The 15,114-nt window shown below is 69.3% G+C and carries 12 protein-coding genes and 1 riboswitch; of the genes, 10 read left to right on the forward strand and 2 right to left on the reverse strand.

The genetic code is table 11. The features are described 5' to 3' along the window. Positions 1-50 precede the first annotated feature (50 nt). The 10 genes from FHS44_RS12780 to FHS44_RS12825 all read left to right on the forward strand — a co-directional run bounded on the left by FHS44_RS12780 (position 51) and on the right by FHS44_RS12825 (position 11,872). Positions 51-932, forward strand: coding sequence for an oxidoreductase (locus FHS44_RS12780; RefSeq protein WP_184714179.1), 882 nt, complete (start codon positions 51-53; stop codon positions 930-932). Positions 933-1,318: 386 nt separating this feature from the next. After that, a riboswitch (cyclic di-AMP (ydaO/yuaA leader) is annotated at positions 1,319-1,455 on the forward strand. Positions 1,456-1,470: 15 nt separating this feature from the next. After that, complete coding sequence (locus FHS44_RS12785) at positions 1,471-2,163, forward strand: CHAP domain-containing protein (RefSeq protein WP_184714180.1); 693 nt, start codon at positions 1,471-1,473, stop codon at positions 2,161-2,163. A 407-nt stretch (positions 2,164-2,570) separates the two neighbouring features. Then, positions 2,571-3,905, forward strand: a complete 1,335-nt coding sequence (locus FHS44_RS12790) for an ABC transporter substrate-binding protein (protein ID WP_184714181.1) — start codon at positions 2,571-2,573, stop codon at positions 3,903-3,905. A gap of 69 nt (positions 3,906-3,974) precedes the next feature. Beyond that, positions 3,975-4,931, forward strand: coding sequence for a carbohydrate ABC transporter permease (locus FHS44_RS12795; RefSeq protein ID WP_184714182.1), 957 nt, complete (start codon positions 3,975-3,977; stop codon positions 4,929-4,931). Next, positions 4,928-5,761, forward strand: a complete 834-nt coding sequence (locus FHS44_RS12800) for a carbohydrate ABC transporter permease (RefSeq protein ID WP_184714183.1) — start codon at positions 4,928-4,930, stop codon at positions 5,759-5,761. The genes FHS44_RS12795 and FHS44_RS12800 overlap by 4 nt, the downstream gene beginning before the upstream one ends. After that, a complete protein-coding gene (locus FHS44_RS12805; RefSeq protein ID WP_184714184.1) occupies positions 5,758-7,176 on the forward strand; it encodes a GH1 family beta-glucosidase in 1,419 nt (472 codons plus the stop codon). The genes FHS44_RS12800 and FHS44_RS12805 overlap by 4 nt, the downstream gene beginning before the upstream one ends. Positions 7,177-7,208: 32 nt before the next feature. Beyond that, entirely contained in the window at positions 7,209-8,216 is a 1,008-nt protein-coding gene (locus tag FHS44_RS12810; RefSeq protein WP_184714185.1) for a LacI family DNA-binding transcriptional regulator, read from the forward strand. Between the two features lie 21 nt (positions 8,217-8,237). Continuing rightward, on the forward strand, positions 8,238-9,119 hold the full coding sequence (locus FHS44_RS12815) for an aldose 1-epimerase family protein (protein WP_312863631.1): 882 nt from the start codon (positions 8,238-8,240) through the stop codon (positions 9,117-9,119). Between the two features lie 83 nt (positions 9,120-9,202). Continuing rightward, a complete protein-coding gene (locus tag FHS44_RS12820; RefSeq protein WP_184714186.1) occupies positions 9,203-10,405 on the forward strand; it encodes an FAD-dependent oxidoreductase in 1,203 nt (400 codons plus the stop codon). 135 nt (positions 10,406-10,540) lie between these two features. After that, on the forward strand, positions 10,541-11,872 hold the full coding sequence (locus FHS44_RS12825) for a class II 3-deoxy-7-phosphoheptulonate synthase (protein WP_184714187.1): 1,332 nt from the start codon (positions 10,541-10,543) through the stop codon (positions 11,870-11,872). Between the two features lie 89 nt (positions 11,873-11,961). Here the strand turns inward: FHS44_RS12825 and trxA are convergent, their stop codons facing one another. Together trxA and FHS44_RS12835 are read right to left on the reverse strand one after the other, a co-directional pair. After that, positions 11,962-12,333: a thioredoxin gene (gene trxA / locus FHS44_RS12830; RefSeq protein WP_184714188.1), complete on the reverse strand. Its 372-nt coding sequence runs from the start codon at positions 12,331-12,333 to the stop codon at positions 11,962-11,964. A gap of 339 nt (positions 12,334-12,672) precedes the next feature. After that, the gene (locus FHS44_RS12835) at positions 12,673-15,021 is read right to left on the reverse strand and encodes an ExeM/NucH family extracellular endonuclease (protein ID WP_184714189.1); all 2,349 of its coding nucleotides are present in this window, start codon (positions 15,019-15,021) and stop codon (positions 12,673-12,675) included. Positions 15,022-15,114 lie beyond the last annotated feature (93 nt).

Here is a 15,114-nt window from a genome sequence, read left to right on the forward strand (position 1 = left end):
CCGTCGTGTACGAAACCGTTTCGTACAGCGGGCCCCCGGAGATGCGAATCATGTGGACCACTGATGACATTCCCGACCTGTCTGGTAAGACGGCGCTGGTCACGGGTGCCAACAGCGGGATAGGGCTGGCGACCGCCCTGCACCTGGCCCGGCGTGGCGCCAGGGTGATCATGACCGCGCGTGACCGGGTCAGGGGCCAGGTGGCGGTGGAGAGGGTCAAAGCCGCGGTTCCCGAGGGCCCCGGGAGAAAGGTCGAGCTGAGAATCCTGGATCTCGCCGATCTCGCCTCGGTGCGGGCACTCGCCGACGGCTTCGACGAACCGCTCGACCTTCTTGTTAACAATGCCGGTGTTGCCCTGATTCCTCGTCAGACGACGGCCGACGGCTTCGAGTCGCAGTTCGGCGTCAACCACCTCGGGCACTTCGCCCTGACGGGGCTGCTGTTACCCCTGTTACTGGAGAGGCGGCCCGCCAGGGTCGTCACGGTCAGCAGTGACGCGCACGCGATGGGCAGGATCGACTTCGACGACCTGGGGCTGGAGAACGGCTACGGACGCCTGGGCGGCTACTCCCGGTCGAAGCTGGCCAACATGCTGTTCGCCCTGGAACTGCAGCGCCTGGCCGGGGACAGGCTGCTCAGCCTGGTCGTGCACCCCGGGCCGACGGCCACCTCCATCATCAGGCCGGGCGCGTTCACCCGGCCGCTCGCCGCCTTCATGCGTCTGACCCTCAAGTCTCCGGAGAAGGGGGCGCTCCCCTCTCTTTACGCCGCGACCGCCCCCGGCGTGAGCGGCGGTCTGTACGTCGGCCCCGGCCCCAGGGTGCTGACGCCCGCCGCGCGGGCCCGCGACGAGGACGTGGCGCGGCGGCTGTGGAACGCCTCAGAGGAGCTCACGGGCGTACGGTTCACCGCCCTCGCGGCACGCCCTTGACCGATCCCTGCCCCGGACCGTGAGCACCCCGGCCGGGAGTAAAGGGACCCCCTCTTGACCCGGCAAAGGGCGGGTCGGCCAAAAGATCTACGTTTACCTGGCACGCGGAGCCCGGCTCCTTACCTTTTACATGACCTGTCATGCCGCGATCCCCTTTCCCGCAAGGGTTTGCGTCATCAAAAGGAAGATCGGCGAGGTCGGGTGAGGGCCCAGTCTTCCCCCTCGTTCGGGGTCCATTCCAAAGCCAAGGCAATGTGTCGGACTTGTAATCGTCTGTCCGGTTCACGTACGTTCAACGAATTCGTGGCGAACGCCTAGACCCTCACAGGTCAACGCATTGCCACCACATTGCCCGACCGTGATCCATCAGGTGGATCCCCATCCGATGGACACGGCCGCCGAATCCGCAAGTTTCGCGGAACCGGGGACCCAAGTTTTTGGGGTGAATCAGCGCATAGGCGCTGTAGGACACTTTCCAGTCCGAACCCGTCAGCTAACCCGGTAGGCGGCATGGAAGCGACGCAAGGAGCAATACCCCATGGCCAAGCACCGCCTTACCTCCACCCCCAAGACGCACTACCTGGCCCGTGTCATCCTCGGCACCACCATCGCTCTCAGCGGTGGGGTCATCGCCGCCCCCGCCTTCGCGGACACCCCCGAGCAGACCTCGGCCACCGTCCAGAACGCGAGCGCCGGCACCGCAAAGACCAGCCTCCAGACCGCGGCCGAGCGCCTGCCCAAGGTGTCCGCCCAGCAGATCCTGGACATCGCCTCCCGTCAGATCGGCGTCAGCGAGAACGCCCAGGGCGGCGGCACCAAGTTCCAGTCCTGGTACATGTCCACCGAGCGCGCCAGGGAGACCACGGCCCGCGACGGCGGCCGGATCCAGGACTACGCCAACGCCCCCTGGTGCGCGATGTTCGTCTCCTGGGTCGGCGAGCAGGCCGGCATCCGCCCCACCATGGGCTGGGACGCCTACACCGTCACCCACGCCAAGTGGTTCAAGGAGAACGGTCACTGGGGCACCGCCCCCAAGCCCGGCGCGGTCGTCTACTTCGACTGGCAGGGCAGCAAGGACATCGACGGGATCGACCACGTCGGCTTCGTGAAGCAGGACAACGGCAACGGCACGATCACCACGATCGAGGGCAACACCGGCAACGGCAAGGTCGAGCAGCGCGTCCGTCCGACCTCCCAGGTCGTCGGCTACGGCTACCCGGTCTACAGCTGACCCTCACCCCCTCCCCCGATCTCCCCTGTACGGCCCCCGCCGTACGACACCCCCCTCCGCGGCGGACACCCCGCCCGCCGCGGCGGTTGATCCCCCACATCCGAAAAGGGTCGCGGCTCCCCCGAGCCGCGGCCCTTTCGGCGTTCCGGTTTCCGGTCGTGGTGGGAGCGCTCCCAAAACACTCTGCGCCCGTTATGGGGTTTTTATGCCCATAAATCCTGAGAAAAGCGGGTGACCGTAACGGTTGCATCTCGGCGTATTGACGCCAGGCCCGCCGTGGGCCACGCTTCGTGGGAGCGCTCCCAGCACGCTGAGGAACCGCCTCGTCGCGGAATCGTATCTGTCGGGGACCGTCCGCGGCGACCACCTCCCACCTATTCGGGCGACCAACCTGAGAGGGGTCCGGAATGTTGAACGACAGGCGGCGTGGCAGGCTCGCCGCGGTCACGACGATGACGGCCGTCGCGCTGGCCTTGACCTCGTGCGGCTCCGGCCAGGCGGACGGCCCCGCGTCCACGGCGGCGGAACCGGTCGTCATCACCGTCCACACCTTCGGCGGCGGCGAGAACTTCGGCTACGACAAGGCCGCGGCGACCTGGAACGCCGCCCACCCCGGCATCCAGATCAGGTACCAGAACCTGACCGACCGCTTCGAGGACGTCTACCTGCCCCAGTTGCTCCAGCGGCTGCAGGCGGGCAGCGGCGCGGCCGACGTGGTCGCCCTGGACGAGGGCGCGATGGGCCTGATGAAGGCCCGGCCGCAGTTCTTCACCGATCTCGGGCAGTACGGCCTCGGCAGCCGCAAGGCCGACTTCCCCCCGGCGAAGTGGGACAACGGCGTCAACGCCGAGGGGAAGCTGTTCGCCCTCGGCACCGACATCGGCGGCATGACCATGTGCTACCGCACCGACCTGTTCGAGAAGGCGGGCCTGCCCACGGACCGCGAGGAGGTCGGCAAACTCTGGCCCGACTGGGCGTCCTTCATGGAGGTCGGCAAGAAGTTCCAGGCCGCCAACCCCGGCAAGGACGACCCGCGCTTCCTCGACGGCCCGAACACCCTCTACAACGTGATCCTCGCCCAGGAGGCGCAGAGGAACGGCGACATCACCTACATCGACAAGGCCAACAAGCTCGTCATCGACACCAACCCCGCTGTGAGGACCGCCTTCGACACGGTCAGGAGCTTCAGCGAGGCCGGGCTGACCGCCAAGCTGGCCTCCTTCACCCCGCCGTGGAACGCCGCTATCAAGAAGGGCGGCTTCGCCACGATGGGCTGCCCCGCCTGGATGCTCGGCGTGGTCTCCGGCGCGGCGGGCGACTCGGGCAAGGGGAAGTGGGACGTCGCGACGGTGCCGGGTGGCGCCGGGAACTGGGGTGGTTCCTACCTCGCAGTCACCAAGCAGTCCAAGCATCCCAAGGAGGCCGCCGAGGTGGTGAACTACCTCACCGGCAAGGAGGGGCAGATCATGGCCTTCCAGGAGGCCGCCGCCTTCCCCAGTTCCCTGCCCGCCCAGCGGGACCCGGCGGTCGGCGACCTGAGGAACCCGTTCTTCAACGACGCGCCGACCGGAAAGATCTTCGGCGCGTCGGTCGAGAACCTGCGGCCGGTCTTCCTCGGCGAGAAGCACGCCCAGGTGAAGACCGCGGTCGAGAAGATCCTTGAGGGCATGGACCAGGGCTCGGTCCCCTACGACCAGGCCTGGCAGAGGTTCCTCGACGCCGGGGTCAAGGCCGCGGGCTGACCCCTGTCCCCCACCGGCCCCGGGGGTTCCGGGGCCGGACCCGTCGAAGGTCCGCTGAAAGGCCGGTCAATGACCCTGCACGCCGAAACCCCGGCCAAGACCGGGTCGCGCGCCGTACGGAGACGGGATGGTGCGCTGTTCACCCGGTTCGACCTGCTGGTCACCCCCTATCTCTTTGTCTCGCCGTACTTCGTGTTGTTCGTCCTCTTCGGGGTCTTCCCGCTCGGCTACACCCTCTGGGTCTCCTTGCACGACTGGGAGCTCGCCGGGAGCAGGACCTTCGTGGGGGCGGGCAACTACCTGTCCCTGGTCGCCGACGAGGCGTTCTGGAACGCGGTGGTCAACACGCTCGGGATGTTCGTCCTCTCGACGGTCCCGCAGCTCGTCCTGGCGCTGCTGCTGGCCAACGCCCTCAACAAGCGCATCCGGGGCAGGCTCGCCCTGCGCATGGGGGTGCTGCTGCCGCTGGTCACCTCGGTCGTCGCGGTCGCCGTCGTCTTCACCCAGCTCTACGGGCGCGACTACGGCATGGTCAACTGGTTCCTCGGCCTGTTCGGGGCCGACGCGGTCAACTGGCAGAACGAGAAGTGGTCCGCGTGGATCGCGATCTCCACGATGGTCGACTGGCGCTGGACCGGCTACAACGCGATCATCCTGCTGGCCGCCATGCAGACCATCCCCAGGGACCTGTACGAGGCGGCCGCCCTCGACGGCGCGAGCGCCAGGCGGCAGTTCTGGCGGATCACCGTCCCGATGCTGCGCCCGACGATCGTCTTCGTCGTGTTCGTCTCGACCATCGGCGGCCTGACGCTGTTCACCGAGCCGGTCATGTTCGACGGCAACCCGACGATGAGCGGCGGCGCGACCGGTCAGTACCAGACGGTGGCGATGTTCGTCGTCAAGGAGGCCTTCCGCGACTTCGACCTCGGGTACGCCGCTGCCGCCGCCTGGCTGCTGTTCGTGCTGATCCTGCTCGGCACGCTCGTCAACCACCTGCTCACCCGCCGGATCGGAGGCGCCCGATGAGCCGCCCAGGGGACGCGGGACCGCTGACGAGGGCCACGCTCGCCCTCGCCGTCGTGGTCTCGGCCTTTCCCGTCTACTACATGTTCGTCATGGCCACCCGGACCAACGAGGAGGCGATCGACGTCCCCCCGCCGCTGCTGCCCGGCGGCCACCTGGGGGAGAACGTCGCCCGGCTGCTCTCGACCGAGGACGCCCACTTCCTCACCGGCCTGGTCAACTCGGCAGTCGTCTCGGTCACCGTGACCGTCTCTGTGGTCCTCATCTCCACGCTGGCCGGGTTCGCCTTCGCCAAGCTGCGTTTCCGGGGCGGGCGGGTGCTGCTCGGGCTGGTCCTGGTGACGATGATGGTCCCGCTCCAGCAGATGGGCGTGGTCCCGCTGTACGAGCTCATGGTCGCCCTCGGCTGGACAGGCCAGCTCAGGGCGGTGATCCTGCCCTTCCTGGTCAACGGGTTCGGGGTCTTCATGATGACCCAGTACGTCTCCCAGGCCGTGCCGGACGAGCTGGTCGAGGCCGCCCGCGTGGACGGCGCCTCGACCGTGGGCGTCTACGCCCGGGTGATCCTGCCCGCCCTCAGGCCGGGCATGGCCGTACTGGCCCTGCTGGTCTTCATGCAGACCTGGAACGAGTTCATGTGGCCGCTGATCGTGCTGGACCCGGACAACCCCGTGGTGCAGACCTCGATCGCCGCGCTCAACCAGGCCCACGGCACCGACTACGTCATGTTGTTCACCGGCACGGCGGTCTCGGTCCTGCCTCTCTTCGTTGTTTTCGTCGTGTTCGGCCGTCAGATCGTCGGCGGTCTCATGGAAGGTGCGGTCAAGGCGTGACCACGCAGCAGAAACAGGGTCAGGAGCTGAGGTTCCCCGCGGACTTCGCCTGGGGGGCGGCCACCTCCGCCTACCAGGTCGAGGGCGCCGCCTTCGAGGACGGGCGCGGCACGTCCATCTGGGACACCTTCGCCCGTCAGCCGGGACGGGTGGTGAACGGCGAGAACGCCGACGTCGCCGCCGACCACTACCACCGCTACCGCGACGACGTCGGGCTGATGGCCAGGCTCGGCCTGGGCGCCTACCGCTTCTCCGTCTCCTGGCCGCGTGTCCAGCCCGACGGCGCCGGGGCGGTCAACCGGCGGGGGCTCGACTTCTACAGCAGGCTGGTCGACGAGCTGCTCGGCCAGGGGATCGACCCGTGGGTGACGCTCTACCACTGGGACCTGCCCCAAGCCCTTGAGGACGCGGGTGGCTGGCCCGAGCGGGACACGGCCCTGCGCTTCGCCGACTACGCGGCGGCCGTACACGACGCGCTCGGGGACCGGGTGCGCAACTGGGCCACGGTCAACGAGCCGTGGTGCGCGGCCTTCCTGGGCTACGCCTCCGGGGAGCACGCCCCGGGACGGCGGGAGCCCGCGCTGGCTGTGCGCGCGGCCCACCACCTGCTGCTCGGCCACGGGCTCGCCATGGCGGCCATGCGCGCCCGGCGGCCGGACAGCAGGATCGGCGGCTGCGTCAACCTCTACGCCGTCTCGGCGCTGTCGCGCTCCCCCGAGGACCTGGACGCCGCCCGCCGCGTCGACGGCCTGCAGAACCGCCTGTTCCTGGACGCCCTGCTCAGGGGGGAGTATCCGGCGGACGTCCTGGCCGACCTCGGGGAGCCCGGCGGGCTGGCGGCGGAGGGGGACATGGAGATCATCTCCGCCCCGATGGACATGCTGCTGATCAACTACTACAGCCGGTTCACCGTCTCCGGGACGTCCGGTGGCGCGGTCTCCGCCGCGGCGGCGCCGACGGGCACCGGCTCGCCCTGGGTGGGCAGCGAGCACGTCTCCTTCGCGGAGAGCGGGCGTCCCGTCACCGGCATGGGCTGGGAGATCGACCACGACGGGCTGCGCGAGGTCCTGCTGCGGGTCGCCAGGGACTATCCGGGGATCCCGCTGGTCGTCTCGGAGAACGGCGCCGCCTTCGACGACGCCCCCGACGCCGACGGCTTCGTGCGCGACCCGGAGCGCAGGGACTACATCGAGGCCCACCTGCGCGCCTGCCACGCGGCGATCACGGACGGGGTGCCGCTGGTCGGCTACTTCGCCTGGTCGCTGCTGGACAACTTCGAGTGGGCCTGGGGATACGGCAAGCGGTTCGGGCTGGTGCGCGTCGACTATCCCACGCAACGCAGAGTTCCCAAGGAGAGCGCTCTTTGGTATGCCGAGACAATCAGGCGTGGAGGCCTGACCGGTCCGACAGAATGAAGTCCGGAGAATCTTTCATGGGGGCGAGAAACATGAACGGCGACCGTCGTCCGACCCTTGAGGCGGTCGCGGCCCTGGCCGGGGTCGGACGTGGCACGGTCTCGCGGGTGATCAACGGTTCGCCGAAGGTGAGTGAGAAGGCCCGCGACGCCGTACAGCAGGCGATCAGGGAGCTCGGCTACGTCCCGAACCGGGCGGCCCGCACGCTGGTCACCCGGCGCACGGACACCGTCGCGCTGGTGGTCTCCGAGTCGGAGCTGCGGGTGTTCGACGAGCCCTACTTCGCCGGGACCATCCGCGGCATCGGCTCGGCGCTGTCGGAGACGGGCCTGCAGCTCATCCTGACGATGGCCCAGTCGCGGCAGGACCACGAGCGCCTTGAGCACTACCTGACGGGCCAGCACGTGGACGGGGTGCTGCTGATCTCGCTGCACGGGGCCGACCCGCTGCCCGGCAGGCTTGAGGAGATGGGGGTGCCGACCGTCATCGGCGGCAAGCCCGTCGGGCTCGACCCCTACTGTTACGTGGACGTGGACAACAGGGCCGGGGCCAGGCAGGCGGTGAAGTACCTCCTGGGCAGGGGCCGTGGGCGGATCGCCACCATCGCGGGCCCGCAGGACATGGGGGTCGGTGTCGACCGGCTCGCGGGCTACCGTGACGCGCTGATCGCCACGGGCATGCCGGAGATCGTGGCCTACGGCGACTTCAGCGAGGAGAGCGGCGCGCGGGCCATGCTGGGGCTCCTGGCCGAGCATCCGGAGCTGGACGCGGTCTTCACGGCCTCCGACCCGATGGCGCTCGGCGCGCTGCGGGTGCTGCGGCAGGAGGGCAGGGACGTGCCCGGCGACGTGGCGGTTGTCGGGTTCGACGACTCGCCCGCCGGGGCCCATTCCTCCCCCCCGCTGACCACCGTGCACCAGCCGACCGAGACGATGGGGCGTCAGATGGCCCAGCTCCTGGTCGCCCGCATCAACGGCGAGCACCTCGACCAGCCGGTGGTGATCCTCGACACGCACCTGGTGGAGCGAGCCTCCGCCTGACCCCCCGGCGAAAGGACAGTTGTGTCCCGGCAGTTCATCCTTCGTGGCGGCGACATGTACGCCGAGGTCAGCCAGTTCGCGGCGGCCGTGCGCGTGCTCAGGCACGACGGTCGCGACCTGGTCGCGGGCTGGCCGCCTGAGGGACCCGTCCCCTTCTACAGCGGCACCCTGCTGGCTCCCTGGCCCAACCGGATCGACGGGGCGCGCTACACCTTCGGCGGCGTGACCCACCACCTCACGATGAACGAGGAGGCCAGGGGCAACGCCCTGCACGGGCTGGTCGCCGACGTCAGGTGGCTGCCCGTCGAGATGGGCCCCTCCCACGTACGGCTGGCGCACACGATCACCCCGTCGCCCGGTTACCCGTTCACCCTGGACCTGCGGGTGCTCCACCACCTGACCCCCGAGGGCCTGACCACCACGCTGACCGCGGAGAACACCGGCGAGCGGGCCGCGCCGTACGGCTGCGCGCCGCATCCCTGGCTGTTCGCGGGCGAGGACGTGGAGGACTACGAGCTCCTGATGCCCGCGGACCGGGTGCTGCTGCCCGACGAGCGGATGCTTCCCGCCTCCCTTGAGGACGTCTCCGGCACGCCGTACGACTTCAGGAAACCGAGGCGGCTCGGCGCCGAGGCTGTCGACCACACCTTCACCGGGCTGCGGGCCGAGGAGGACGGGCTGGTCAGGGTGCGGGTGCGCGGTCCCGAGGGCGGGGTCGAGCTGAGCTGGCGGGCCGCCGAGCTGCCGTGGGCGCAGGTGTGCAGCGGCACCGGGTTCGGCTACCGGGGGCTGGCGGTCGAGCCGATGACCTGCCCGCCCGACGCCTTCAACTCGGGCGTCGACCTGGTCGTGCTCAGGCCCGGCGAGACTGCCGAGACCTCCTGGACGCTGGCGCCGCTCTGAACGCCCGGGGATTCCGCACGGGACACGAGGGGACGGTTTCCTTCGGGACCGGCCTGTGCGAGAATTTCATTGGGTGATGAATTATGAGTCAGAACACATGCGTGATCGCGGGGGGCGGCCCCGCCGGGGCCGTGCTCGCGCTGTTGCTGGCCAGGGCGGGCGTCCAGGTGACGCTGCTGGAGAAGCACTCCGACTTCCTGCGCGACTTCAGGGGTGACACCATCCACCCCTCGACGCTGCAGGTCCTGGACGAGATCGGCCTCGCCGAGGAGTTTCTGCGGCTGCCGCACCACAAGGCCCACACCATGGCCATGCACACCGACGAGGGGACGAGGCCGATCGCCGACCTGTCCAAGTTGAGGGGTGAGTATCGCTACATCGCCTTCGTCCCGCAGTGGGACTTCCTCAACCTGGTGACCGGTGCCGCCGCGCGCTACCCCACCTTCCGGCTCATCATGAACGCCGAGGTGCACGACGTGATCCGGGAGGGCGACGCGGTGCGCGGGGTCCGCTACCGCGACCCCGACGGCGAGCACGAACTGCGCGCGACACTGACCGTCGCCGCCGACGGCCGCCACTCGGACGTACGGCGCGCCGCCGGGCTCGTCCCGGTCGAACACGGCGTGCCGATGGACGTGGTGTGGTTCCGGCTGCCGCGCGAGGAGAGCGACCCGGACGAGACGTTCCTGCGTCTTTCGTCCGGCAGGCTCATGGTGGTGATCGACCGGGGAACCTACTGGCAGCTGGCCTACGCCATCCCCAAGGGCGGCTTCGACGCGCTGCGGGCAGACGGCATCGGGACGCTCAGGCGGCAGGTGGCGGAGCTGCTGCCCTTCCTCGCCGACCGCACCGGGCGGCTGACCGGCTTCGAGGACGTCAGCGTGCTCTCGGTCGCGCTCAACCGGCTGCGCCGCTGGCACCGGCCCGGCCTGCTCGTCATCGGGGACGCCGCGCACGCCATGTCGCCGGTCTTCGGCGTCGGCATCAACCTGGCCGTGCAGGACGCGGTCGCCGCGGCGAACCTGCTGGCCGGACCGCTGGCCTCCGGCGCGGAGATCCCCGAGTCACTGCTGGCCAGGGTGCAGCGTCGCCGTACGGTGCCGACCGTGGTGACCCAGTTCGCCCAGCGGGTGGTGCAGAACCGGCTGATCCGGCCCACGCTGGCCGGGCGAGGCGCCCCCGCGGGGCTGCCGCGTGATCTCGCTCACCTTCCCGTGGCCGGCGCCCTGGCCCGCCGTTTCATCGGTCTCGGCGTCCTTCCCGAACACGTCAAGAGCCCCTCGTGAACCCGCAACGGATCTTCGGCCACCTCACGGCCCCTCACTCGCGGGCCCCCTGACACCTTCAGGGGAACAAAGAGGTTCTCAATCTGTGGACGTTGAGGTGGGTTCGTCCACGAGGTTGCAATAGCCTGGTATGTCGTGAGCAACTACCTCGATTCCTGGCGGGAGCTTCCCGCGGCGCAGCAGCCCGAGTGGCCCGACCGCGGCGAGCTGGACAAGGTCGTCGCCGAACTTTCCGTACTTCCTCCCCTCGTCTTCGCGGGGGAATGTGACAACCTCAAGGCCGAGCTGGCGGCGGTGACGCGTGGCGAGGCCTTCGTGCTGCAGGGTGGCGACTGCGCCGAGACGTTCGCCGGGGCCACCGCCGACGGCGTGCGCAACAAGCTGAAGACGCTGCTGCAGATGGCGATCGTGCTCACCTACGCGGGGAGAGTCCCCGTGGTGAAGATCGGCCGGATAGCGGGGCAGTTCGCCAAGCCCCGCTCGAAGGGGACCGAGGTCCGCAACGGTGTCGAGCTGCCCGCCTACCGGGGCGACATGGTCAACGGCTTCGACTTCACCCCCGAGTCCCGCATCCCGAACCCGGAACGGCTGCTTCGCGCCTACCACTCCTCCGCGGTGACGCTGAACCTGGTCCGCGCCTTCACCAAGGGGGGCTACGCCGACCTGCGGCAGGTGCACGCCTGGAACCAGGACTTCGTGAGCGAGTCCCCCGCGGGCAAGCGCTACGAGCGGCTCGCCAGGGAGATCGACCAGGCGCTGGCGTTCATGCACGCCTGCGGGGCCGACCCGGCCGAGTTCCACGGCGTGGAGTTCTACTCCTCGCACGAGGCGCTCATCCTCGACTACGACAGGGCGCTGACCAGGGTCGACTCCAGGACCGGCGAGCCGTACGACGTGTCGGCGCACATGGTCTGGATCGGCGAGCGCACCCGCCAGCTCGACAGCGCGCACGTGGAGTTCTTCTCCCGCATCCGCAACCCGATCGGCGTGAAGCTCGGCCCGACGACGACTGCCGAGGACGCCCTGGCGCTGGTCGACAAGCTCAACCCCGACAACGAGCCTGGCCGCCTGACGTTCATCACCAGGATGGGCGCCTCCAAGATCCGCGAGCACCTGCCCGCCCTGGTGGAGAAGGTCACCGCGAACGGCGCCCAGATCGCCTGGATCTGCGACCCGATGCACGGCAACACCTTCGAGGCCCCCAGCGGCCACAAGACCCGGCGTCTCGACGACGTGCTCGACGAGGTCGCGGGCTTCTTCGAGGTGCACCGGGAGCTCGGCACGCACCCGGGCGGCATCCACATCGAGTTCACCGGCGACGACGTCACCGAGTGTGTGGGTGGCGCCTACGAGATCGCCGAGGACGACCTGGCGCTGCGCTACGAGACGGCCTGCGACCCTCGGCTGAACCGGAGCCAGTCGCTGGACATGGCCTTCCGGGTCGCGGAGCTCTACCGCTCATCCTGATTTTTCGTGCTTTTTCGTGACATACGAGGGTCCCACGCCGGTGGTGCGGGACCCTTCGCGGCCTTTCGTACCCGTTTAATCCGGGAAGCTCAGTCGTTCTGGGCGCGGAGCTCGTTGGCCAGCTCGGCCCTGATCGCCTCCATGTCGAGCGCCCGGACCTGACCGATGAGGTCCTCAAGGGCGGGCTCGGGAAGCACCCCGGGCTGGGCGAAGACGACGATGCCGTCACGGATGGCCATGACCGTGGGGATCGAGGTGATCTCGAAGCCCTGCGCGAGCCCCTGCTCGGCCTCGGTGTCGATCTTCCCGAACTTGATGTCGTTGTGCTTCTCCGAGGACTTCTCGAAAATCGGACCGAACATGCGGCACGGCGCGCACCAGGACGCCCAGAAGTCCAGCAGGACGATGCCCTCGTCGGCGATTTCGTTGAAGTTCTTCTCGGTTACCTCAATAGTCGCCACCTGTGGCTCCTCTTCTTGTCACGTCTTGTACGGCTCGCATAACCACTTCCCTCCCCCGGACATTCCATCCCGCCGACCCCCCGACGGCGCCGAACCCACCCCATCAAAGATGGCCAGGTCCGGCACCGTGAGCACAGAGTTTTGGCTTGAACTCCCCGGCGCCAAGTGTGAAGGGTTTGGGGTACCGGTGCCGTGCGTGAGGAGTTTCGGCTTGGGCGCGTCGGTGAGCTGGACTGAGGAGCGACGGAGCGCAGCGGAGGAGTGACGAGGGAAGTCACCGACTTCAGGCGCCCAAGCCCGCGACGCCGCCAGGCGTCGCAAAGAGACACAGCGCAAAAGCTACAGAATTAGGCCAACCACCAGGGGATCATGATCCGAAGACCGGAACGCGTCCGGCCGGTAGAGCTGGGGCGGGTTGTACTCGGTGTTGTAGTCGAGGATGCGGCTCTCGTCGGAGTTGACGTGCCAGATCGTCGCCCCCGTCACCCTCCTGAGCAGGTCCCGGCCCGCCATGGCGTGGTCGAGTTCCCCGCTGCGGCCGTCGTAGAGGTAGCTGTAGCGCAGCGGCGCCGGGACGAACCGCTTGCTGAGGCTGGTCAGCCCGCCCGTCTCAAGCGTGTCGATCGGGTCCTCCTCGCCGTAGGCGTTGAGGTCGCCGAGCACCAGCGCGTTGGGCAGCCGCAGGCTCTGGACGAGGTCCAGCGTCGCCTTGGCCTGGCGGACACGTTCGCCGTTGTAGCAGCCCTGGCCGTCGCCCTGGTCGGCGTCGGGACCGGTGGCGGCGGTGTCGCAGCCCTTCGACTTGAAGTGGTTGACGACCACCGTGAACGGCTCGCCGCCCCGGACCCTGCGGAAGGTCTGGATCAGCGGGGGCCGCCTGAAGACCGGGTCGGCCGAGGAGCGGGCGGGGCCGACGGGCGTGAGCTTGGCAGGCTTGTAGATCACCGCGACGTGGATCAGGTCGGTGCCCGGGTTGGGGTGGGTCAGCGCCGCGTAGGTGCCCGCGCCAACTTCGGCGTTGAGCGCGTCGACCAGAGCCTGGACGGCGGTCTGGCCGTTGTTCTGGACCTCCATAAGACCGACCGCGTCGGCGTTCAGGCCCTTGAGCGTGGCGACCAGCTTGGTGAGCTGCCGCCGCTGCTCCTCGGCGGTGTTGGCGCCGCGTGAGCCCAGGGTGGTGAACCAGTTGAGGGTGTTGAGGCTGGCCACCCTGACGTTGCCGAGCACCGGCAGCGGCACGGGCAGGCGGGGGTTGGTCCGCAGGAAGGTGACCGGTTTGGTCGGCTGGAGGCGGTAGACGCCGAAGCCGTACCCCAGGACACCGGTGGCGCCGAGCGTGGTGTCACCGAGGCGGACGACGCGCGGGTCCGTGTAGGGGATGACCGGCGGGTTCTCCCTGGTCGAACCGTCGTCGAGGAGCAGGGCGCGGCGCTGGTTGGCGGCCTCGTCGACGCCGGGCCTGTCGGTCGCCTGGAAGAGGCGCCCTCCTGAGGAGAGGGTGAGTTCGCCGTAGCGGCCCAGGTTGTAGTGGTCGGTGACGGTCAGCGGCCCGGTGACGGTGACGAGCATGCTCTCGACCGGTTCGAGGGTCGAGCCCGCGGGGCGCGGCAGGCTCACCCTGGCCGGGGCGACGGCGCCGGTTCCGCAGACGTCGACGGCGGTGACGGGCGACAGCTCGGTCCAGCCGTTGTACTCGACGACCTTGCCGGTGACCAGCACCCGGTCCCCGGCCTTGACGTCCTTGAACGTGTCGCGGCCGTAGGCGAACAGGCCCTCCGAGGTGGCGGGGTCGGCGTCGGGGGCGGTGTCCTGCAGGAAGAAGCCGCCGAGCTGGTCGGCCCGCTGGAAGTCTCCGGTCACCACGCCCTGGACGCGTACGGTCTGACCCGCCAGCGGGCTGACATCCCCGCTGCCCTGCACCTGGGAGATCCGGTGGGTCGCGGGGCTCTGACACGGCTCCCCGGTCGGCGTGACCGTCGGCGAAACCGTGGGAGTGGGCGTGACCGTGGGAGTGGGCGAAGGGGTGCCGCACGGCGCGGCGGCCGTGGCCCCGTTGCGCGGCGCGGGAGGCGCGCTCACCAGGTCGGTGCCGTTGACGTCGGTGTCGGCGCAGCCGTGGTCCCCGCGCAGGGCCGCCGTCGTCGCGGACAGGGCGGGAGCCGGGACGCCCTCGGCGTAGTTGGCGGTGCCGTACCCGACGAGGTCGGCGATGAGGGCGCTCTGCTCGGGTGAGCAGGGGGTCGAGCCGCCGTTGCAGGCCAGGCCCTGGGCGGAGCGGACCAGGACGACCTTGCCCGAGGTGGCGCTCATGTTGGCCGTCCCGGTGGCGTCCGGGGTGGGCAGCGGGGCACCGGTGCTTCCCCCGGCGAGCTGGACCAGGTGGTAGCGGCCGGGCTCCAGCGTGCCGGACAGCGGCACGACGGGGTTGGCGGCGAAGGTGCCGGTGCCGGTCGCGCTGCCGTACTGGACGGACCAGCCGTCAAGCGTGACCGGCGCGGAGCTCCGGTTGAACAGTTCGACGAAGTCGTTGGCGAGGGGTGCGCCGCTGTTGCCGCCCGCGCCGTAGACCTGGCTGATGACGACGGTTCCCGGGTCGGCGAGGGCGGGGGCCGGGGTGAGGGCGGTGACCGTGGCCGCGGCGACGCCGAGGACGGTCAGAGCGGAGAGGGCTCTGGATAAGGCACGCATGAGGCGGAGCGTAGAACCGGTTTGATCTGCCGACACTTACTTGAAAATGGCTAGATGGTGAAATCAGCGAATCTTGACACTAAGTGCTGACTA

This window comes from Streptosporangium saharense, from assembly GCF_014203715.1.
Taxonomy (GTDB): domain Bacteria; phylum Actinomycetota; class Actinomycetes; order Streptosporangiales; family Streptosporangiaceae; genus Streptosporangium; species Streptosporangium saharense.